At 62.8% G+C, this 21,062-nt stretch carries 22 protein-coding genes and 1 pseudogene; 9 read left to right on the forward strand and 14 right to left on the reverse strand.

Annotated features, from left to right (window positions below):
• From B5G06_RS14015 to B5G06_RS06725, 9 genes and pseudogenes are all read right to left on the reverse strand, one after another.
• Positions 1–189: pseudogene (locus B5G06_RS14015) on the reverse strand (hypothetical protein); the annotation flags it as partial.
• A 14-nt stretch (positions 190–203) separates the two neighbouring features.
• Positions 204–2,483, reverse strand: a complete 2,280-nt coding sequence (locus B5G06_RS14575; protein WP_087188318.1) for a VWA domain-containing protein — start codon at positions 2,481–2,483, stop codon at positions 204–206.
• A gap of 165 nt (positions 2,484–2,648) precedes the next feature.
• Entirely contained in the window at positions 2,649–3,245 is a 597-nt protein-coding gene (locus B5G06_RS06695; protein ID WP_242955383.1) for a thiamine phosphate synthase, read from the reverse strand.
• The gene (gene thiH, locus B5G06_RS06700; RefSeq protein WP_242955384.1) at positions 3,232–4,419 is read right to left on the reverse strand and encodes a 2-iminoacetate synthase ThiH; all 1,188 of its coding nucleotides are present in this window, start codon (positions 4,417–4,419) and stop codon (positions 3,232–3,234) included. The genes B5G06_RS06695 and thiH overlap by 14 nt, the downstream gene beginning before the upstream one ends.
• Positions 4,420–4,433: 14 nt before the next feature.
• A complete protein-coding gene (locus B5G06_RS06705; RefSeq protein WP_087188320.1) occupies positions 4,434–5,198 on the reverse strand; it encodes a thiazole synthase in 765 nt (254 codons plus the stop codon).
• A gap of 26 nt (positions 5,199–5,224) precedes the next feature.
• Positions 5,225–5,854: a sulfur carrier protein ThiS adenylyltransferase ThiF gene (thiF, locus tag B5G06_RS06710; protein ID WP_087188321.1), complete on the reverse strand. Its 630-nt coding sequence runs from the start codon at positions 5,852–5,854 to the stop codon at positions 5,225–5,227.
• 3 nt (positions 5,855–5,857) lie between these two features.
• Entirely contained in the window at positions 5,858–6,055 is a 198-nt protein-coding gene (gene thiS, locus B5G06_RS06715; protein WP_087188322.1) for a sulfur carrier protein ThiS, read from the reverse strand.
• 152 nt (positions 6,056–6,207) lie between these two features.
• Positions 6,208–7,611: a transglutaminase domain-containing protein gene (locus B5G06_RS06720; protein WP_087188323.1), complete on the reverse strand. Its 1,404-nt coding sequence runs from the start codon at positions 7,609–7,611 to the stop codon at positions 6,208–6,210.
• Between the two features lie 93 nt (positions 7,612–7,704).
• On the reverse strand, positions 7,705–8,919 hold the full coding sequence (locus tag B5G06_RS06725; RefSeq protein ID WP_087188387.1) for an NADP-dependent isocitrate dehydrogenase: 1,215 nt from the start codon (positions 8,917–8,919) through the stop codon (positions 7,705–7,707).
• 171 nt (positions 8,920–9,090) lie between these two features.
• On the opposite strand from B5G06_RS06725, the gene B5G06_RS06730 reads away from it, so the two are divergent.
• From B5G06_RS06730 to B5G06_RS06745, 4 genes are all read left to right on the forward strand, one after another.
• Positions 9,091–10,410: an MATE family efflux transporter gene (locus tag B5G06_RS06730; RefSeq protein WP_087188324.1), complete on the forward strand. Its 1,320-nt coding sequence runs from the start codon at positions 9,091–9,093 to the stop codon at positions 10,408–10,410.
• A 75-nt stretch (positions 10,411–10,485) separates the two neighbouring features.
• A complete protein-coding gene (gene asnA, locus B5G06_RS06735; RefSeq protein WP_087188325.1) occupies positions 10,486–11,499 on the forward strand; it encodes an aspartate--ammonia ligase in 1,014 nt (337 codons plus the stop codon).
• A gap of 15 nt (positions 11,500–11,514) precedes the next feature.
• Positions 11,515–11,925 (forward strand): DUF3842 family protein, encoded by a 411-nt coding sequence (locus tag B5G06_RS06740; protein ID WP_087188326.1) that lies wholly within the window; start codon positions 11,515–11,517, stop codon positions 11,923–11,925.
• 61 nt (positions 11,926–11,986) lie between these two features.
• Entirely contained in the window at positions 11,987–12,166 is a 180-nt protein-coding gene (locus tag B5G06_RS06745; RefSeq protein ID WP_087188327.1) for a hypothetical protein, read from the forward strand.
• A 36-nt stretch (positions 12,167–12,202) separates the two neighbouring features.
• Here B5G06_RS06745 and B5G06_RS06750 read toward each other — a convergent pair whose 3' ends face one another.
• Both B5G06_RS06750 and B5G06_RS06755 read right to left on the reverse strand, forming a co-directional pair.
• Entirely contained in the window at positions 12,203–13,291 is a 1,089-nt protein-coding gene (locus tag B5G06_RS06750) for a hypothetical protein (RefSeq protein WP_242955385.1), read from the reverse strand.
• Positions 13,292–13,359: 68 nt separating this feature from the next.
• A complete protein-coding gene (locus B5G06_RS06755; RefSeq protein WP_087269826.1) occupies positions 13,360–14,265 on the reverse strand; it encodes a selenium metabolism-associated LysR family transcriptional regulator in 906 nt (301 codons plus the stop codon).
• Positions 14,266–14,337: 72 nt separating this feature from the next.
• On the opposite strand from B5G06_RS06755, the gene selD reads away from it, so the two are divergent.
• The 5 genes from selD (at position 14,338) to udk (ending at position 17,798) form a co-directional block, all read left to right on the forward strand.
• A complete protein-coding gene (selD, locus tag B5G06_RS06760) occupies positions 14,338–15,381 on the forward strand; it encodes a selenide, water dikinase SelD (protein WP_087188329.1) in 1,044 nt (347 codons plus the stop codon).
• 198 nt (positions 15,382–15,579) lie between these two features.
• Positions 15,580–16,653 (forward strand): YedE family putative selenium transporter, encoded by a 1,074-nt coding sequence (yedE, locus tag B5G06_RS06765; protein WP_242955386.1) that lies wholly within the window; start codon positions 15,580–15,582, stop codon positions 16,651–16,653.
• Positions 16,654–16,663: 10 nt separating this feature from the next.
• Positions 16,664–16,867 carry a sulfurtransferase TusA family protein gene (locus B5G06_RS06770; RefSeq protein WP_087188390.1) on the forward strand — a complete coding sequence of 68 codons (204 nt, stop codon included), beginning with the start codon at positions 16,664–16,666 and terminating at the stop codon, positions 16,865–16,867.
• Complete coding sequence (locus B5G06_RS06775; protein WP_087188330.1) at positions 16,845–17,105, forward strand: DUF3343 domain-containing protein; 261 nt, start codon at positions 16,845–16,847, stop codon at positions 17,103–17,105. Before B5G06_RS06770 ends, B5G06_RS06775 begins: the two co-directional genes overlap by 23 nt.
• A 75-nt stretch (positions 17,106–17,180) precedes the next feature.
• Positions 17,181–17,798: a uridine kinase gene (gene udk / locus B5G06_RS06780; protein WP_087188331.1), complete on the forward strand. Its 618-nt coding sequence runs from the start codon at positions 17,181–17,183 to the stop codon at positions 17,796–17,798.
• 43 nt (positions 17,799–17,841) lie between these two features.
• On the opposite strand, the gene B5G06_RS14020 is transcribed toward udk, so the two are convergent.
• From B5G06_RS14020 to B5G06_RS06790, 3 genes are read right to left on the reverse strand one after another with little or no spacing between them, the layout of a single operon-like run.
• Positions 17,842–18,003: a hypothetical protein gene (locus B5G06_RS14020; protein ID WP_158094670.1), complete on the reverse strand. Its 162-nt coding sequence runs from the start codon at positions 18,001–18,003 to the stop codon at positions 17,842–17,844.
• Positions 18,000–20,555: a M56 family metallopeptidase gene (locus tag B5G06_RS06785; RefSeq protein WP_087188332.1), complete on the reverse strand. Its 2,556-nt coding sequence runs from the start codon at positions 20,553–20,555 to the stop codon at positions 18,000–18,002. The genes B5G06_RS14020 and B5G06_RS06785 overlap by 4 nt, the downstream gene beginning before the upstream one ends.
• A gap of 6 nt (positions 20,556–20,561) precedes the next feature.
• Positions 20,562–20,921: a BlaI/MecI/CopY family transcriptional regulator gene (locus B5G06_RS06790; RefSeq protein ID WP_087188333.1), complete on the reverse strand. Its 360-nt coding sequence runs from the start codon at positions 20,919–20,921 to the stop codon at positions 20,562–20,564.
• Positions 20,922–21,062: the final 141 nt, after the last annotated feature.

Consider the following 21,062-nt stretch of genomic DNA (forward strand, 5'->3'; position numbering starts at 1 on the left):
GGGCACAGGGGTGGGAGAAGGCGTGGGCTGGACGGAGGCAGTCGGGGCGGCGCTCTCCGCCGCCGGGGCCGGACCGCCGGAGCCCAGCAGCCACCAGGCAATCCCGCCTGCTGCCGCCACAACAACCAGGAGCACAATCACCAGAGCAATCCGCCCTCCTGAAGATTTGGCACATCGTTTTCCTTTCATGGCAGCCGATACTCCTACTCTTCAAATTCGCATACAAATCCCATGCCGTCGGCCATGGTGGGCACAGCAGAGACCGGATCATTGCGCTGGTCGTTCCAGCACCAGCCGCCCACCGCCTTGATGTTCCACAGCATGATGTACCACTCCTCGGTGCCATCCTGGTCCTGACGGGAGGGCTCGTTGGCAGACCAAGCCTGGAAGTTAAATGCCTCACCGGTAACCCAGTGGCCAAACACATTGCCGGCGTCGTCATAGGAGGTGTAGCCGCCCAGCCAGATATACTTCACGTCCTGGGCCTCCGCCATGGCAGTGATCTGGTCCATCTCCTCTTGAGAGGTAATGGTGGCCAGATGGCCGCCCATCTCCTGGCAGCGGCGGGAGGCCTCCTCCCAGGTCAGGCTCTCTTTGAACAGCTCGTAGCGGTGTCCGCCGCCCACGCCGCCGTCGTCCCGGATGCTGCGTACCGGGGTAACGGTCAGTTCGCTCTCTCCCCGGTAGCCCTGGCCGGACACTTTGACCTGCAGGTCACGGGTGGCGTAGCTGTCGGCGGCGCTGTCGCTCTCGTACTCCACGATATAGTAGTCCATCTGCTCGTCATAGATCTGCTGGAAGATGGCCTCCAGGTCGTAGAGATCGTCAATGTACCAGTAGCGGCCGCCGGTACTCTCGGCAATATGGCGCAGGGTGCTGGTCTCCACCGAGTTGCCTACGCCGATGATGTACACCGGGGTCTGCTGGGTGTTAGCGTAGCGGATGAGCTCCTCAGGGGTGTGGCGGCTGCGGTTGTCCATGCCGTCGGTAAAGGCGATGACGCAGCGGGCGCCGCCCTGAAGGGTGGCGTTGGTCACACCGTCGTACACCGCGTCATAGAAGGCGGTGAGGCCGTCGGTGGACATATTGTTGATGCCGTTGACCAAGAGGCCCACGTCGTCGGTGTAGTAGCACATCTGCTGCACGATGGAGTCAAAGGCCAGCACCTCCGCCCGGTCGCCCAGGGCGAAGTCCAGCTCCTGCACAAACTCGGTCATAACGGTCTTGATCTTGCCCATGTCGTACTCGGTGATGCTGTCGCTCTTGTCAGCCACCAGATCGATCTTCAGGCCGTCGTTGCCCTCCAGAGGAAGCACCGACTTGACCTCACGAGCCAGATACTCGCCGCCTTCCACCCGCTCCATGATGCGGAAGGCGTTGGAATCCAGGCCCTCCACCGTCTCGCCGCTGTAGTCGTCCACCACCTGGAAATAGGCCCGGACCACAGGATATTCGCTGACGTCGGTGGACACCAGACGCAGCCGGGCGGGCACAAAGTAGGGGGTATAGTAGTCTCCTTCCCGCTCCATGGAGATGCCGTCCACCGAGAAGGTGAGTACAGGCTGGCGGTGCTCCTCGCTGTACTCGGCGTCAAAGGTCAGGTAGGTGATCTCCACCTGGCCATCCTCCTGGGTCACCTCCTGCACCTCACAGTCCTGGCCATCCTCCCGGATACCCACCTCGGACAGTTCCAGAGGGAAGGGCTGATCGCAGTCCAGCTTCAGGGTGACCACCGGGAAGTTGTCGGTGTCCACATCGTCCACTTCAGGGGAGAGAATGCACATGGCATACAGCTTCTGGTAGAGGGCATACTGCTCGTCCCCCTCCTGGAGAGGGCCCTCCTCCAGCAGCCGGGCCGCCGCTGTCCGGTTGTCCTGGGCCAGATAGGCCTCCGCCAGGGCCAGCCGGTCGGCGTTCTCCAGGCCCCGCAGATTCCGGGCCTGCTCATAATACTCCACCGCCTGGGCGTAGCTGCCCCGGTTCAGGGCGGCCCGTCCCTGCTCCACCGCCTGCTGATAGGCCTGATTGGTGCTGATATTCCGGTACAGCAAAAAGCCGCCTATGCCCACCGCCAGGGCCGCCACAATGACGACGGGCAGCAGCCACTTCTTTTTGCCGCCCTTGGGGGCGGAGGGCTGACCATTCCCAGGTCCGCCGGGTCCGGGCGCATAAACAGGCCCCGGCTGGGGCGGTTGGGTAGGAGGCACACCCCATCCGGGCGGGGTTCCCGGCTCCTGTATGGGGGGCTCCTGCGCCGGAGCAGGACCCGGCTCTTGCGCCGTAGGCTGCTGGACAGGCTGTTCCTCCACAGGAGCGGGCTCCGGCTCATGAACCGGCTGCTCCGCTGCCGGAGGAGTCTGATCCTGAGGCGGCGAGGTCTGGTCCTGGCCCACAGACTTCAAGGCCTCTTCCAGCGGTGCACCGCAGTGCCCGCAGAATTTTTCTGTTCCGGTCAGCTGGGCGCCGCATCGATAACAAAACATACCCATCTTCCTCTCTCGTCCGCGCCCCCATTTCGGGGGAATTCGACGGATGTCATTTCCAGTTTACTCACCCCCGCTAACTCTGTCAAGGTATTCCTTGGCTAGAAACATCTTCCGAATATGGAGGCAATAAAAAAGGCGCGGGTAGTCCCGCGCCTTTTGCGTTCAATCTGTTATTTGCCGCAGTCCTTCCACATAGGTCTGCGGGTCTGGACAAGCCATAAAAGCGCTCATGAAGCAGGCTCCCGCCGCCCCGGTTCGGGCCACGGCAGCCAGATTGTCCGGAGCAATGCCGCCGATGGCATACACCGGGATGGACACCGCTTTCACCACCCCCTCCAGCCAGGGAAGCCCCCGGCCGGGCAGACCCTTTTTGCAGTCGGTGGCAAAGACGTGGCCCGCCGTCACATAGTCCGCCCCCAGCTTCTGGGCCCGGACGGCCTCCTCAGGGGCATGGATGGACACACCCAGCAGCTTCACCTGCTCCCGCAGGGCAGGATCGGCCTCCAGCTGCCCCAGGGACAGGTGGAGCCGGGGCACGCCCAACCTTTGACACACCCGGGGAAAATGGTGGAGCACCACCTTGTCTCCCCCGGCGGCCAGCACCTGCCGGGCCAGGGCCTCATATTCCTCCTCAGGCAGATCCTTCTCCCGCAGGATGACTTTGCTCACGCCGCCCCGGCACAGGACGGCCACCCGCTGGGGCAGGTCGTCGGCACACAATCCCCGGTGGGTCACGCACACCAGTTCAAACATAGACATAGTCGTTCATCACCGGCTGGAGGCCCTGGTCCCGGATGGCCTGGGCCACCTGTTCCACGTCCCGGTTGTCGGCGATCTCAAACTGGTCGTCCCCCTCCTCCTCGCCGGAGTGGCCGCCGATGCCGGTGGATACCCCGGCGGAAATCTTGGTGGCGGCAATGTCGATGACCCGGTCCCGGAAGCCCGCTCGCTCCCGGGTGGAGATGGTCATGCCGGCAAAGGGCATGAACAGGCGGTAGGCACACATGACCTGGAGCAGCTGCCGCTCGTGAACGTCCTTGGGGTTGATCTTGTCGTTGTTGACGATGGGCCGCAGCCGGGGGCAGGAGAAGGAGATCTCGGCGTGGGGATACTTGCGCTGGAGGAGCCAGGCGTGCATCCCGGTGGCGAAGGCGTCCCTCCGGAAGTCGTCCAGTCCCAGCAGGGCGGCGAAGGCCACCCCCCGCATCCCGCCCATGAGGGCCCGCTCCTGGGCCTCCATGCGGTAGGGGAAGATCCGCTTGTGGCCCGCCAGATGGAGCTGCTCATACCGATCGGCATGGTAGGTCTCCTGAAACACCGTCACATAGTCCACCCCGCACTGGTGGAGGTAGGCGTACTCATCGGAGTTCATGGGATAGACCTCGATGCCCACCATTTTAAAATACTTCCGGGCGATCTTGCAGGCCTCACCGATGTACTGCACGTCGCTCATCTTCCGGCTCTCACCGGTGAGGATCAAAATCTCCTCAAGGCCGGTTTTGGCAATGGCGGCCATTTCCGCCTCAATGCCCGCCATGTCCAGCTTGGCCCGGCGGATCTTGTTGTGGCAGTTGAAGCCGCAGTAGATGCAGTAGTTCTCGCAGTAGTTGGAGATGTAGATGGGGGTAAAGAGGTACACGTTGTCGCCGAAGTACCGCCGCTTTTCCATCCGGGCCTTTTGGGCCATCTTCTCCAGGAAGGGCTCGGCCGCCGGGGACAGCAGGGCGGCAAAGTGCTCCGGGGTACGCACATCGGCGTCCAGGGCGGCCCGCACGTCCTTGGCGGTGTAAATAGTCTCGTCATAGCCGTCCCGGGCCGCCGTCACCTGGAGTCGGACGGTGGGGTCGATCTGTTCCATGCCGGGCAGATAGGTCATGTGGTCAATCTTGTCCTTGACCTCCACCACGGTAATGCCTTCCATAGGCTGATCCATGTCTCTTCCTCCTCTCAGTCCGCCAGAAATCCGGTGAGGGGGGAGGAAGCTGCCGCCCCGTGGTCCAGCACCCGGCCCAGCCCGGCCAGATAGGCGGCCCGGCCCGCCTCGATGGCGGATTTGAAGGCCCCCGCCATGGCGGCGATGTCCCCGGCGGTGGCAATGGCGGTGTTGGCCATCACGGCAGCGGCGCCCATCTCCATGGCCTCGCAGGCCTGGGAGGGCCGGCCGATGCCGGCGTCCACAATGACGGGCAAATCGATCTCGTCGATGAGAATGCGGATGAATTCTTTGGTAGCCAGTCCCTTGTTGGAGCCAATGGGAGCGCCCAGAGGCATGACGCAGGCCGCCCCCGCGTCCACCAGATCCCGGGCCACGTTCAGGTCGGGGTACATATAGGGCATGACCACAAAGCCCTCCTTGGCCAGGATCTCGGTGGCCTTGATGGTCTCGTAGTTGTCGGGCAGCAGATACTTGCTGTCCCGCATGATCTCGATCTTCACAAAGTCGCCGCAGCCGCAGGCCCGGGCCAGCCGGGCGATCCGCACCGCCTCGTCGGCGTTGCGGGCGCCGGAGGTGTTGGGCAGCAGGGTGACCCCCTCCGGGATATGATCCAGAATGCTGTCGGTGTCCGAGTTGGCCCGGCGAAGGGCCAGGGTGATGATCTGGGCCCCGGCGTGCTCCACCGCCGCCCGGATCAGGTCCAGAGAATATTTGCCCGAGCCCAGAATGAACCGGGAGGTAAAGGCGTGTCCGCCCAAAATCAGTTGATCTGCCATAGTTGTTCGTTCCTTTCTTTGATGTTTTACGGTTCCATTTGTCCCAGCAGCAGCCGCATGACCATGGTGGCCTGGTGTGCCGCGCATACCGCCACCCGTGGGGCCATAAGCCCCTGACCCTGGGAGATATCGCTCTCCCCGTCGCCGCAGAGCCAGAGGCGGCCCATGGCCTTGCGGGTGTGGATGGCGTTGGCCGAGCCGCTTCCCGCCATGCCGGAGCCGGCTACCAGCAGGGTGTCCGGCAGGCCGGTGAGTACCGTCTGCACCAGCATGGCCTTCTGGTCGGCCTGGTCGAAGGCCTCGCACACCACCTGGCAGCCCTGAAACAGGGTGCAGGCGTTGTCCGCCGTCACTTTACAGGTGTGGATCTCATAGTCCAGCCAGGGGTTGATCCCCCTGAGCTGCTCCGCCAGGGCCTCGGTCTTGTACCGCCCCAGATGGGGAATGAAATAGTGCTGCCGGTGGAGGTTGGTCACGTCCACCCGGTCGAAGTCGGCCAGCACCAGCCGCCCCACTCCCAGCCGGGCCAGGTGGACGGCAATGTGGGAGCCCAGGCCCCCCAGGCCCGCGATGCCCACCGAGGCGGCGGCAAATTTTTTCTGATTCTCCGCCCCGTGGCGGGCGATGAGGGCCTGTTCCAGCGTTTCCCGGTCCATGGGTCAGCCTCCCCCCACGAACCGCACTACCTCCAGCTTGTCCCCATCAGACAGGGCGGTTGTGGAAAAGTCCTCCCGGCGGAGAATGGCGCCGTTGTGCTCCACCGCCACCTGGGCGGCCTTCCAGCCCTGCTTGTCCAGCAGGTCCTGCACGGTATGCAGACCTGTCCGGTCCATGGGCTGACCGTTGACTTGCAGCATAATTTGCCTCCTTCCAAACGCAAAAAAGGCGTCACGAAAGAACTACACCCGCGGTGGTGTACCCCTTCGTGACGCCTTCTTTCAGCTTCACTCTGTGCTATACCATAGCACTGGTCTTTTCACTTGTCAAGGCACAGTTTTCCACCGTGCCCTCAGGGTCGGGGATAGTCGCCGGGGCAGACGGGCCAGTTGGGGTAGGCGGTCCAGATATGGCCGTCCATATGCCCGTCGGACACCAGAAAATAGTCGTAGGAGATATAGGTCACCTGATCGTCCCAGGTGGGGTCCACATTGTACCAGTTCCCGTCGATGTTCACCCGCACCCAGGCGTGATATTCCGTCACGCCGTTGGCGGTGGCCTGACCGAAGATATGCTCGCAGTCGATGCCGCTGAGGAAACACAGCAGGTCCATGGCCTGGGTATACCCCTGGCACACGGCGGCGTGGTTCACCAGCGCGCCGTAGGCGGTGTGGCTCTCCGGCCCGGTCTTTCGATAGGTGACGGTGTCGCACAGGTAGTCGTGGAAGGCCTTCACCCGTTCATACTGGCTCATGGTGCTGTCCACCAGACTGTCGTGGACCCGCACCGTCTCCTCGTAGAGGGCCATGTCCTGGGCGGACAGGTGATCCGTCTTTCCCTCCACATAGGCCATCACCCGGGCGGAGTCCCGGTAGCGGATCTCCACGGTGAAGTAGCCCTGATCGGGATAATACCGGGTGGCCATGGAATCCACGTCCGGGAAGCGGTCGATGGTATCCTCGGTAAGCAGGGCCTGGCTGTACGCCCCCTCCTGCCCCACCGGGGTGTAGATGGTGAGGGCAGTGTTGCGGGCATCCACCTGGACTGCCATCCGGCGGATCATATCCTCCACGCTGCTGACTGCAAAGGTGCTCTCCACCGTTACGGTAGGCCCGGGCTGCAGCTTGGGGACAGGCAGTTCCCGCCGCTCCAGCGCGCCCTGGAGATCCAGCTTTTCATAGAGGGTGACCTCCTCTCCCGCCAGCGTTACCTCCAGCATCCGGTCGGACAGCAGGACCATATCACTGCGCTGGAAGGTCTGGTCCCGGACATAGTCCTCCCCTTCCCGCAGGCCCAGCCGGTCGGCGGCGGCATAGGGATCACGCCAGTCCACATCGGTATAGTCCATGGCCCGCAGCAGCAGGGTCAGGTATTCCTCCTGAGTGATGGTACTGTGGAAGCCGAAGGTCGTATCGCTCACCCCGGTGGTGATACCGTTTGCATAGGCGTAGGCCACATAGGGCTCCCCCCAGCCGTCCACATCGGTGAAGGGGTGGGTGCTTCCGCCGGTGAGGGCGGCCTCCTTTCCGCCGGTGAGCCGCACCACCATGGTGATGGCCTCCCCCCGGGTCATAGTGCCCCCCAGGTTGAAGTTGGGCATCCCGTCGCTGCCGGTACCCGCGCCGTCCAGCAGGCCCAGGCAGTACAGGTGCTCCGCCGCCTGTTGGGCCTGTTGGGTGGAATCCGCCCCCGCCGCCGGTACCAGCCCGGCCAGGAGGGCCAGGGACAGAGCTCCCGCCAGAAGCTGCTTTTTCATGGAGATCCTCCTTTCTTCCCGGATCAAAGAAGGGCAGCGGCACGGCAGACCGCCGCTCCGCTGCCCCTGTTGGTCAGAGTTGCTCTTTGGCTGTTACAGGCTGGCCTCCAGCTTAGCCCGGATGGCCTTCAGGAAGTCCAGGGAGTTGACGCCCTGAGCGGGGGTCTCACCCTCCCACAGGCCCACCAGGTCCCGGGTCATGACGCCGCCCTCGATGGTGTCGATGGTGGCCTTCTCCAGCTTGTCGGCAAAGTCCACCAGAGCCTGGATGCCGTCCAGCTCGCCCCGCTTGCGGAGGGCGCCGCTCCAGGCGAAGAGGGTGGCCACCGGGTTGGTGGAGGTCTCCTCCCCCTTCAGGTACTTGTAATAGTGGCGGGTGACGGTACCGTGGGCGGCCTCGTACTCGTACTTGCCGTCGGGGCTCACCAGCACGGAGGTCATCATGGCCAGGGAACCGAAGGCGGTGGACACCATGTCGCTCATCACGTCGCCGTCGTAGTTCTTGCAGGCCCAGATAAAGCCGCCCTGGGACCGAACCACACGGGCCACGGCGTCGTCAATGAGGGTGTAGAAGTACTCAATGCCCAGCTCGTCAAACTTGGCCTTGTACTCGGCGTCAAAGATCTCCTGGAAGATGTCCTTGAAGGTGTGGTCATACTTCTTGGAGATGGTGTCCTTGGTGGCAAACCACAGGTCCTGCTTGGTATCGATGGCGTACTGGAAGCAGGAGCGGGCAAAGGAGGAGATGGAGCTGTCCTTGTTGTACTGGCCCTGGAGCACGCCGCCGCACTCGAAGTCATAGATGGTCTGGCGGAACTGCTCCTTGCCGTCCTCGCCGGTGAACACCAGCTCGGCCTTGCCGGGGCCGGGCACACGGTACTCGGTGGACTTATACACGTCGCCGTAGGCGTGACGGGCGATGGTGATGGGCTTCTTCCAGGTCTTGACCACCGGGGAGATGCCCTTGACCATGATGGGGGCACGGAACACAGTGCCGTCCAGGATAGCACGGATGGTGCCGTTGGGGGACTTCCACATCTGGGAGAGCTTATACTCCTCCACACGCTGGGCGTTGGGGGTGATGGTGGCGCACTTCACCGCCACGCCGTACTTCTTGGTGGCCTCGGCGGAGTCCACGGTCACCTGGTCGCCGGTCTGCTCCCGGTAGGGCAGGCCCAGGTCGTAATACTCGGTTTTCAGGTCGATAAAGGGCAGGAGCAGCTCGTCCTTGATCTGCTGCCACAGCACCCGGGTCATTTCGTCGCCGTCCATCTCCACCAGGGGGGTGGTCATCTGAATCTTTTCCATGGTCTCCTCCTTATACTTTTGATCCAATTTCGCAGAAAATTATACCTCCAATCCGGCGAAAAGGCAAGCGGCATATCCCCCGCAATCCTGTGGGTTTTGCCCATTGCGGCCCTGTTGCCGCCGGTAGTATACTTTTTTGGTATGTAACCCAACCAGAGAGAGGGAACCCCCGTGTTTAACAAGCAAGCCCTGAAAAAACTCATCATTCCCCTGATCATCGAGCAGTTCCTGGCCGTCATGGTGGGCATGGCCGACATCATGATGGTGTCCTCCGCCGGTGAGGCCGCCGTGTCCAGCGTGGCGCTGGTGGACCTGATCAACGTGCTCATCATCAACGTCTTTTCCGCCCTGGCCACCGGCGGGGCGGTAGTGTGTGCCCAGTCCATCGGGGCGGAAAACCTGGACCGGGCCAACCGGGCCGCCAATCAGCTGATGTACATCGTCACCGCCGCCGCCCTCATCATCATGGCCCTGTCCCTGACCCTGTGCCGTCCCCTGCTGGGGCTGCTCTTCGGCCAGGTGGAGCCCGCCGTCATGGAGGGTGCGGTGACCTATTTCATCATCTCCGCCCTGTCCTACCCCTTCATCGCCCTGTACAACGGTTGCGCCGCCCTGCTGCGGTCCATGGGCAACTCCAAGGCCTCCATGTACGTCTCCGCCTGGATGAACGGACAGAACGTGGTGGGCAATGCCATCTTTGTATTTGTCTTTCACCGGGGTGTGGACGGCGTGGCTCTGTCCTCCCTGTTCTCCCGCATCGTGGCCGCCGGCATTATGCTGGTGCTCCTCCACAGCCGCCACAATCCGGTGCGGGTGTCCGGCCTGCTCAAGTTCCGGTTTGAGCCGAACATGATGGGCCGCATCCTCCGCATCGGCGTGCCCAACGGGCTGGAGAACTGCTTCTTCCAGCTGGGCCGGGTGCTGCTGGTGAGCCTGATCTCCACCTTCGGCACCGCCCAGACCGCCGCCAACGCGGTGGCCAACAACATTGACAACTTCGGTGTCATCCCCGGCACCGCCATGGGCCTGGCCCTTATCACGGTGGTGGGCCAGTGCGTGGGGGCCGAGGCCTGGGATCAGGTCCGCGCCTACACCGTCAGACTGGTGAAAATGACCTACCTCTTTACCTGGGTCCTCAACGGCATTCTGCTGCTGGGCCTGCCCCTGATCCTCATGCTGTACAGTCTTACACCTGAGACCCAGTGGTATGCCACGGTGCTCATCTTCATCCACAACGGCTGCGCCATGCTCTTCTGGCCCATGGCCTTCACCATGCCCAACGCCCTGCGGGCCACCGGCGACGTGAAGGTGCCCATGGTCATCTCCATCTGCTCCATGCTGCTGGTGCGGCTGGGATGCAGCTACATCCTGGGGGACCACTTTGGCCTGGGGGTCATCGGCGTGTGGATCGCCATGGTGGGAGACTGGATCGTGCGGATCTTCTTCTTTGTGCTCCGGGCCCGGCAAAAGCTGTGGCTGGAGCACCGTTGAGGGCTTGTGTCCTGTTCGCTTTTCCTGTATAATGTGTTACATTGTATCCATCTGTGTGAAAAGGAGTGCTGCGCCATGCTGCAAACCGTGATCCCCCAGGGGTACGCCCCCTGTCTGAATCTGTATGATACCCAGAAGGCCATCGGCCTGCTCAAGCGTCTTTTTGAGGACACGCTGGGCGGCGCCCTCCACCTGCGCCGGGTGTCCGCCCCTCTGTTTGTGGAGGCCTCCACCGGCCTGAACGATGACCTGAACGGGGTGGAGCGCCCCGTGTCCTTCGACATCCCCGATGCCGGCCGGGACGCCCAGGTGGTCCACTCCCTGGCCAAGTGGAAGCGCATGGCCCTGTACCGCTATCAGTTCTCGGTGGGCGAGGGCCTGTACACCGACATGAACGCCATCCGCCGGGACGAGGAGCTGGATAACCTCCACTCGGTGTATGTGGACCAGTGGGACTGGGAGAAGGTCATTGCCCCCCGGGACCGGACGGTGGATTATCTGAAGGCCACCGTGTCCACCATCGTGAAGGCCATGGCGGAGACCCAGTCCACCCTGCGCTCGGTGTTCCCCCAGCTCACCGCGCTGCCCCCCCTGGACACCGACGTGTCCTTTGTCACCACCCAGGAACTGGAGGACCGCTGGCCCGACCTGTCCCCCAAGGAGCGGGAGGACGCCTGGGTCAAGGAGCATCCCACCACCTTCCTCATGGGCATCGGCGGCGCCCTCAAGTCGGGTAAGCCCCACGACGGTCGTGCCCCCGACTACGACGACTGGAACCTGAACGGCGATATTTTGGTGTGGAACCCGGTGCTGGAGCGGGCCTTTGAGGTGTCCTCCATGGGCATCCGGGTGGACCCCGCCGCCATGGACCGCCAGCTCACCATCGCCGGCTGCGACAGCCGCCGGGAGCTGCCCTTCCACAAGATGCTGCTGGAGGGCAAGCTGCCCCTGACCATCGGCGGCGGTATCGGCCAGTCCCGGCTGTGTATGCTGCTGCTGGGCAAGGCCCACATCGGCGAAGTCCAGGCCAGCGTCTGGGATGAGCAGACCATCCAGGCCTGCCAGGACGCCGGCGTCATCCTGCTGTAAGACGGAGGGACGGCCATGGAACTTCTGGTAGTGGACGGCCAGGGCGGCCGGATCGGCCAGCAGCTGGTGCGGGGCATTATGGCCCGTCACCCCAAATTGCAGGTCTTTGCCGTAGGCACCAACAGCCTGGCCACGGCGGCCATGTTAAAAGGCGGCGCCTCTCAGGGCGCCACTGGGGAGAACGCCCTGCTGGTAGCTTGCCGCCGGGCGGACGTGATCCTGGGCCCTCTGGGCATTGTCATTGCCGACGCCCTGCTGGGAGAGATCTCCCCGGCTATGGCGGTGGCGGTGGGCCAGTCGCCCGCCAAAAAGATCCTGGTTCCCATGAATCAGTGCGACAACATCGTGGCCGGCGTAGAAGATATGCCGGTAAGCAAGCTGCTGGACAGTGCCCTGGAGGAGCTGGACCTGCTGCTGAAGGGCTGAATCTTGCATAGAATGGATCGCGGAGCCACGCTCCGCGATCCTTTTTTGTGAGGTGCTCACCGTGAAGCAGATCCTGCACTGCATTATGCAGGTCCAAAATCTGGTCACCCTGATTTTGACCATTGCCTTTCTCCACCTGGCCATCACCGGCAAGGTGGCTGCCGATCAGTTTCTCACCATCTTCTCGGTGGTGATCGCCTTCTATTTTGGCAGTCAGGCACAGAAAAATCAGTCTGCATAAGAGAAGCGGCCGCCTTTCGGCGGCCGTTTCTCTTCTTTACGCCTGCTCCAGGGCCAGAAAATTCTCTATGATCTCCTCCCCCCGAGCGTGTACCCGGTCAAAGTCCACATGGGGATTATAGATGGCCTCCAGCTCATCGTGCATGGCCTTGGCCTGAGCCAGGGCGTCCACCGCCTCCTCCATGAGGGCGGCAGTCACCTTCCGGGCAAAGCGCAGCCGGGCCCGGCTGCGCCGTAGCAGTTCGGTGTCCACCATGGCCTCCAGCCGGATACGGCGGTAGGGCCGGCGGGGCCAGGGCTGCTCGGGGGTGGTGCTCACAAAGGCCAGAGACAGATCGGGGACAATCAGATGGGCCATCCGGTCTGGGAACATGGGATCGGGGCAGGCCACCACATCGTGGCCCGCTGCCATGGCCCCGGCGGCCAGGCAGGTGAGCATGGTGTGGGCCAGGCCATAGGTATCGCTCAACTCATATACCCTGCTGCACTGGGCTTCCACCGTGCCGTACTCCCGCAGCACCCCCTGCCAGGTCACCGCCCCCAAAAACCGCTGAACCGACCGGCCCGCCTGCTCCCCTTCCCGCTTCAGTTCCCGGGACAGGATGCCCTTGGCCCGCTTGGCCATCTTGGCCTCCAGGGCAGGGGTGAGCAGCAGGGCCCGCCCGTCCTCCTCCAGCTGGGCGGCGGCGGTGAGGCAGCGGTAGGCCCGGGCGTAGCAGGCCTTATAGCCCTTCATGCACCCTTTCAGTTCAGTCCCCACCGCCTGAAGGGCGGCCCGGTCATAGCAGGCCCCCAGATCCACATAGCTCTCCACCAGGCCGGGATATTTGGGCTCCACCACATGGGGGGCAGTGCCGTCCACCACCGCCGCACCCAGGGCGGGGATGATGACCGCATCCAGGGAGTCGGGATCGCCGGAGCAGTAGATGTACTCCACCGAATGGCCCGCCTCCTCCATGGCCCGCCCCACCTGCTTCATCAGGGTGGATTTGCCGCAGCCCGGCCCGCCCTTCAAAATGCGGATGTCCCGGGCCTTCTCCGGGTCCAGCATCTGATCGTAAAGGGAATAAAAGCCGGTGGGGGCATTGGCCCCTAAGTAATAACAGATCCTTGCCTCTGCTTCCATAAAAAGACCCTCCAAGAGTAAGTTTCTCACTCTCAGGGTATGCGTGGGCAGGTTGGACGGTGCGCCGGTCACATCTTGTCCCGGTAAAAGTAGAGTAATTCCTCCACCAGCATGGCCGCCGCCGGGGACAGGGGGCTGGAGCGCCGGTAGAGCAAATAGAACTGCCGCTCCAGCAGGGGACTCTCCGGGGCAAACACCAGGATTTTGCCCTCCTGAGCCGCCTCTTTGGCGGCGCAGCCCGACAGGATGGAGATGCCCAAGCCGTTCTTCACCCCCTGGAGGATACTCTCGGTGCTCTCCAGCTGGGCGGCCATGGTCAGGCTCTTTACCTCCAGGCCGATGCCCTTGAGATACTGCTCGGCCTGCTTGCGGGTACCGGAGCCGGGCTCCCGCATCAGGAAGGGGGCGTGTCTCAGGATCTCCGGCGTCATCTGGCCTCCCAGGGCCTGATACTCCGGGGTGTTGGGGGTGGCAATCACCAGCTGTTCCGCGAAGAAGGGGACGCACAGCAGTCCCGCTCGCTGGACCGGAGCCCCCACCAGCCCCAGCTCCGCCCCATTTTCCACCATCCACTGGACCACCTGGCCGCTGTCCCCCTGCCGGACCTGGAAAAACACGTCGGGGTAGCGCTGGCGCAGCAGGGGCAGAATCTGGGGCAGCAGGTACTGAGAGGGCACGGTGGAGGCCGCCACCGACAAAGTCCCCGAGATGGAGGAGGCGGCGGTGCGCACATCCTGGGCCGCCCGCTGGCACAGGCCCAAAATCTCGGCGGCGTACCGGCTGAGCACCCGCCCGGCGGCGGTGAGCCGCAGTTCCCGGGTGGAGCGCACCACCAGCTGGGTCCCCAGCTCGTCCTCCAGAGCGGCTACATGGGCGCTGACGGTAGGCTGGGTGAGATAGAGGGCCTCCGCCGCCTTGGAAAAGCTGCGCTGGCGCGCCACCTGTAAAAATGCCTCCAGTTGTTTGAATTGCATGGTAAGCCTCCGATTGCTTTTTTCGTTGAAATAAGATACACTGTTGCTAACAAACATTCAGGGGGTGATGAGATGCCGTATGAGAAGCTGCGCCTGACCGCCATGACCACGGCCGGTGGGTGAGGGGCCAAAATAGGGCCGGGTGTCCTAAGGAATGTATTGGCGGGCCTGCCCAAAGCGGCGGACCCCAACCTGCTGGTGGGTTATGACTCCAGCGACGACGCCGCCGTCTACAAGGTCAGTCCCGACGTGGCTATGATCCAGACGGTGGACTTCTTCCCTCCGGTGGTGGACGACCCCTATACCTTCGGGCAGATCGCCGCCACCAACGCCCTCTCCGACGTGTACGCCATGGGGGGCGAGCCCCGGCTGGCCATGAATCTGCTGGCCTTCCCCTCCTGCCTGCCGGTGGAGGCGGTGGGAGATATTCTGGCAGGGGGCGCTTCCAAGGTAACTGAGGCCGGGGCGGTCATCGCCGGCGGCCACAGTATTGAAGATCAGGAGCCCAAGTACGGCCTGTGCGTCACCGGGCTGGTCCATCCCCGCCGCATCCTCACCAACAGCGGGGCAAAGGTGGGGGATATCCTGGTGCTGACCAAGGCGCTGGGCACCGGTGTGCTGTCCACCGCCGCCAAGGCCGAGCTGCTGGAAGAGGCCGACTACAAGCAGATGGTGGAACTGATGACCACCCTCAATAAGTACGCCGCCCAGGCGGTTGGGTCTATTTCCCTCAGCGCCTGCACCGACGTCACCGGCTTCGGCCTGGTGGGCCATGTGAAGGAAATGGCGGAGGGCAGCGGTACCACCATGGAACTGTGGGCGGGCAAGGTGCCCATCGTGCCCAAGGCTCTTGAGCTGGCACGGGACGGCATCATCCCCGCCGGCGCCTACCGCAACATGGACTTTACCGCCGGCGACACCCTGGAGGACTCCGCCGTTCCCCGGGAGGTGCTGGACTGTCTCTACGACCCCCAGACCGCCGGAGGCCTGCTGTTCAGCGTACCCGAGCGCCAGCTCCACGCCCTCATGGGCCGGATGATGGACGCCGGGGTGCCCGCCGTGGCCGTGGGCGCGGTGCGTCCCAGAGGGGAAAAGCTGGTCCACATCAAGCCATAAGCAGACAAAAGGGCTGCCGCACGTTGTGCGGCAGCCCTTTGTGCGTTTTCCCATTATACCTCTCTTTATTGATTTTTTCTATATCTTTCATTTCATTTATGGAAAATTCGTATTTCAAATTTTTGTACCCCGGCGCTATAATCTGCTTGAGAGAAAGTTTGTTTGCTTTCCTGAAAAAAAGTTAGAGAGGTGTTGTGTGTGACAAAGCTCAAAGGACACCTGCCGGTTATTCTGGCCGGACTGGTGGTAGGCATCGCCTCGGTGGTGCTGGTTGCTCTGGGCAACCCGGTAAACATGGGCTTCTGTATCGCCTGCTTCCTGCGGGACATCGCCGGCGGCGTGGGGATGCACCGGGCCGCCATTGTGCAGTACATCCGGCCCGAGATCATTGGCCTGGTGCTGGGCGCCATGATCATGGCCCTGGCAGGCAAGGAGTTCAAGGTGCGGGGCGGCTCCTCCCCCATGACCCGGTTCGTGCTGGGCTTCTGCGTCATGGTGGGCGCCCTCATGTTCCTGGGCTGCCCCCTGCGGATGGTCATCCGCCTGGGCGGCGGCGACGGAAACGCCATCCTGGGCCTCATTGGCTTCATCATCGGCATCTTCGTGGGCACCCTGTTCCTGAAGGCAGGCTTCTCCCTCAAGAAGTCCCAGCCTCAGCCCAAGATTGAGGGTGTGCTCATGCCCGCCGTCAACGTGGGCCTGCTCATCCTGGTGATCGCCGCTCCCGCCTTCATCTTCTTCTCCACTGAGGGCCCCGGCTCCATGCGGGCTCCCATCGCCGCCGCCCTCATCGCCGGTCTGGTGGTGGGCGCCATCGCCCAGCGCAGCCGTCTGTGCATGGCCGGCGGCATCCGGGACGCCATGATGCTGAAGGACTTCCACCTGCTGATGGGCTTCGTGGCCATCTTCGTGGCCGTGCTGGTGGGCAACCTGATCGTGGGCGGCATGGGCCTCAAGGGCGGCTTTAACCCCGGCTTCGCCGGTCAGGCCGTGGCCCACACCGACGGGCTGTGGAACCTGCTGGGCATGGTGCTGGTGGGTCTGGGCTCCGTGCTGCTGGGCGGCTGCCCCCTGCGTCAGCTCATCCTCTCCGGCAGCGGCAACAGCGACTCCTCCGTGGCCGTGCTGGGCATGGTGGTGGGCGCCGCCTTCTGCCATAACTTCGGCCTGGCCTCCTCCACCGACGGCCCCAGCTTTGCCGGCAAGGTGGCCGTCATCATCGGTCTGGTCCTGGTCTGCGCCATCGGCGCGGGCAATACCAAGAAAGCGTGAGGTGAACGGTATGAATCAAGTGGACGCCAGAGGCTACTCCTGTCCTGAGCCGGTGCTCATGACCAAGAAGGCCCTGCAAAACGGCACCCCCCTGGTGGTGCTGGTGGACAGTGAGACTCCTCTCCAGAACGTGCGCCGGTTTGCCACCAACAATGGCTACCAGGTGACCTGGAAAGAGGTGGGGGAGGACTATGAACTCACCATCACCAAGTAAGGAGCACATCGCCACCTTCCACACCCACTTCGGGGCCCTCACCTTCCACAAGAAGCTGAAAGCCCTGGGAGACAACGCGGTGATGATGCCGGTGCCCCGCAAGCTGTCCGCCTCCTGCGGCACCTGCGTGAAGTTCTCCCTTCCCTTCGACCACGCCTGGGCCGATGAGGATCTGGAGGCGGTCTACCTCCATGAAGAGGGGGACTACCGGCTGCTCTTCGAGAACGAGGAAACCTGAGAAATCCCCCCGGATGTCTTGTAGCATCCGGGGGGATTATGCTATACTAAATAAAAAAATGGGGGAGCGGACGCAATGGACACCATGATCATCGGCATCGCCGGGGGCACCGGCTCGGGCAAAACCACCCTGACTCTGGGTCTGAAGGAGCGCTTTGGGGACGCGGTCTCCATCCTCTACCACGACAACTACTACAAGCAGCACGACGAGATGCCCTATGAGGAGCGGTGCAAGCTGAACTATGACCACCCGGACGCCTTCGATACCCAGCGTCTGGTGGAAGATCTGGACGCTCTGCGCCGGGGGGAGACGGTGTACAGCCCCACCTACGACTATACCATGCACAACCGGGCCGCCGAGACGGTGGAGGTCCGCCCCGCCAAAGTCATCCTGGTGGAGGGCATCCTCATCTTCGTGGAGCCCGCCCTGCGAGAGCGGATGGACATCAAGCTCTTTGTGGACACCGACGCCGACGTGCGTATCCTCCGCCGCATCATGCGGGACGTAAAACAGCGGGGCCGCTCCCTGGACTCGGTGGTGCAGCAGTACCTCACCACCGTCAAGCCCATGCACGAGCAGTTTGTGGAGCCCTCCAAGCGGTACGCCGACCTGATCGTACCCGAGGGCGGCCGCAACCAGGTGGCCATGGAGATGATCATTCAGCGCATCCGCAGCCATATTTCTTTGGATTGACAGACAGCAAAAGGGGACCTGCCTCATGGCAGGTCCCCTTTTATCATTGAAATCGGTAGCCCTTTTGCTGCAAATTCTGGAGAAAGCCCATGAAATGCCTGTGATCCCAAAAGTCCAGCAGCCGCCAGCCCTCCATGGGGTGGAAGGAGACGATGCGGGCCTCATCCTCCAGCCACAGCCGGTGAACCCTCTCTGTTACCATCATGTTTTCAGCAGCGCCTCCTCCAGGGTGCAGACATAGGTCAGCGTTCCGTCCTTGTACTGGTATACGCCCTCTTCTCCATCCACTCTGGCCAGCACCAAATCGCTGTATTCCCGCTGGATATTGCCGATGAGGGTCGTGGAGTCGGCAAAGTCCGCGCCCAGTTCCCAGGCCACGTCAATCTTGTGGAGCTCATCCTCGTAATAGTCATAGATCATCAGCTTTCTTTCTTCATCCGCAGGCCAGACTAGTGCCTCCTGGAATCCATCGTCGTCCAGGTCGTAGAGCTCCACATTGGTGTTCTCCCCGGCGGCCATCAGGTAGAGATAGAGCTGCGGGTCCTCCACGATGGCCGATTCGTTGACCATATCTCCCACATAGCGCAGCAGCACCGTATAGGGCTGGGACTGGATGGCGTAGACGCTGATATGGGAATTCCCCGGACCATTCAGGTACAGGCACAGCCCGCCGTCAGCGTCCATATAAGACTCCGGGTCCTTAATGGGCACCAGCCTGGCTGCCGCTGCTCCCATCGCCTCGGTCTCAGCTCCGGTGCGGGCCAGCTCGGTCTCCTGGTTTCCATCTACCCACACCAGACGGCTGGTCAGTCCGCTGGCATTCTTCAGCACAGACTCCATCGCCAGCCCTTGTCCCGACAGGGTGATCCGGCTGTCCGGGGTGAAGCTCTCCGCCATAAGGGCCATCACCTGGGGCTCAATGGCGATGTAGGGGTAGTCGGTAATGGCGTCGTCCTGCCACTGGATGGTGATCCTCCAGCAGCCCTCTGTCCCCTCCACATAGTAGTAGCGGTAGTTCCAGCCGTACCACTGGGCCTCAAAGACCCGTCCGCTGTCACCGGCAGGGGTCATGCCCCCGGTATCCCCCGCCAGATAGTCAGCCAGGTTGGTCTTGGTATAGTCCACCGTGATGGCCGAGCCGGTGTTGTAGCCAGATACCCATACACTGTGGACCGGGTCTGCCGACCACTGGGTCCAGGCCATCACAGGAACATAGAGATACCAGCCGTCCCCGTCGTAGCGGCGGACCGGGACATTGATCTCCTGTTCCCCATCCGGGCCGAGCATCAAAACGTTCCAGTCCTTTACATGGAGGGGCAGGTCCAGACCCTGGTCCGTCACATACCAGTCGTAGATAGCCTCCTCATAGCTGTTGTGGTGGCCCAAAAACTCTATGTCGTCGTTGACGATCTGGTTGTAGAGAATATCGTAGGTGCCGTCCGGGTAGCGCAGGGAGACGATGTTGTGGCCCCCCTGGCCCTCCAGGTCAAACCAGCCGTCCTCCTCGTACATCCCACCCACCAGGGCGATATCCTCCGCAGGGGCGTCGATCTGCACCAGATAGTTGAAGGTCCAGGCCTCCAGGGTGCCCTCGGGAGCCAGCCCCTCCAACTCTCCCTGCTTGTCCAACCAGGCCAGCTTGGTACTCGTGACCTGGGCGGTGGCCTCCTGATTCGCGTAGGAGTAGTAGGTCACCTCTTTGGCGTTGTCCATCGTCTTCTGGGCAAAGTCCTCCATGCTCTGATACTGCCCGCTGCCGCCGGTGTTCTGCCCAGCGGGGTTGGAGGCGCAGGCGGCGATGACCGCCACACAGGCCACCCCCGCCACCAGGGACAGCCACATACGGGGCCGCTTCCACCGCAGCAGGTTGCGGATACGCCCCTTGGGGTCTCCCTCGCCGAAAGCCAGAGGAGTACCCGCGATGGTGAGCCGCCCGGTGGCCAGCGCCAGCAGGGAGGCCGAGTAGTCGGCCTTGACCCGCTCGCCCAGCTGCCGCACCACCGCTTCGTCGCACCGCATCTCCATGTCCTTGCCCGCCAGAATGAAGGCCGCCCACACCAGGGGGTTGAACCAGTGGAGGCACAGGGCGGCAAAGGCCAGCACCTTCACCACATGATCCCCGTGGCGGATGTGGTACTGCTCATGGCGGATGATGTAGCCCATCTCCCCCTGGGTCAGGGTGGAGGGCAGATAGATCCGGGGCCGCACCAATCCCAGCACAAATGGGGTGGAGATGTGGTCGGCCAGATAGATGTTGTCTCGCAAACGCAGGCTGCCCACCAGCCTGCGCCGCAGCCGGAGCAGGGCGAAGATGCTGAACCCCGCCATGCCCAGCACGCCGGCCAACCACACCCAGGCCGCCACAGCGGCCCAGTCCACAGTGGAAGTAGCCTGCTGTTCCGGGACTACAGGAGCCAAGGAATCAGAGGCGGGTGTTTGGGGCTCCACCGGCACCTGCTCGGTCTGGGGCTGGATAGCCTCCGGCTGCCGCTGGGGCTGCACATAGGTGACGGTGCTCACCACCGGGCTTGCCTGTCTGGCCGGGGCATCCAGGGCCCCCAGCAGGGAGATGCCGGAGGGCAGGGACACCGGACACAGAAGCCGGAAGAGCACCACCGCCCACAGGGCATAGGAAAAGACCTTTGGGGCCCGCTTCAGGGCCAGTCGGGCCGCTATCACACACAGGATCACGATACCCGCCGTGAGGCCCATGTTCAAAAGGGTCGGAAACAGCGTCTGAGATAAGAATGCCGTCATCTTAGGTCACCCCCTGTTCTCATCGATGAGCTGCTGTAACTGCGTGATCTCCTCCTGGGACAGTTTTTTCCGGCGGGTGAAGGCGGTGAGGAAGGCAGGCAGGGACCCGGAAAAAGTCTCCTCCACAAATTCCTCGCTCTGCCGGGCGTAGAACTCCTCTTTGGATACCAGGGCGGTCACCACCCCGTCCTGATTTTGAAAAATGCCCCGCTGGCACAGCCGCTTGAGCACCGTATAGGTGGTGGACTTTTTCCAGCCCAGGGCCTCCTCCGCCTGGCGCACCAGCTGGGTGGAGGTCATGGGTTCCCCCTGCCAGATGAGACCGGCAAAACGGGACTCCACCGCCCCCAGTTTCCAATCGCTCATAGGATCGCCTCCTTTGGTCTACTACTTGTCGTCCTCACCTGTAGTCTACAGTCTATAGACCATTCTGTCAATGACAATCCGGTTACAAAAAAGGGGCTGTTGCAAAATGTGCAGCTCGTACAAAGACCCGTCATTCCGAGA

The organism is Flavonifractor sp. An52 (assembly GCF_002159385.1).
Classification (GTDB): Bacteria; Bacillota; Clostridia; order Oscillospirales; family Oscillospiraceae; genus Flavonifractor; species Flavonifractor avicola.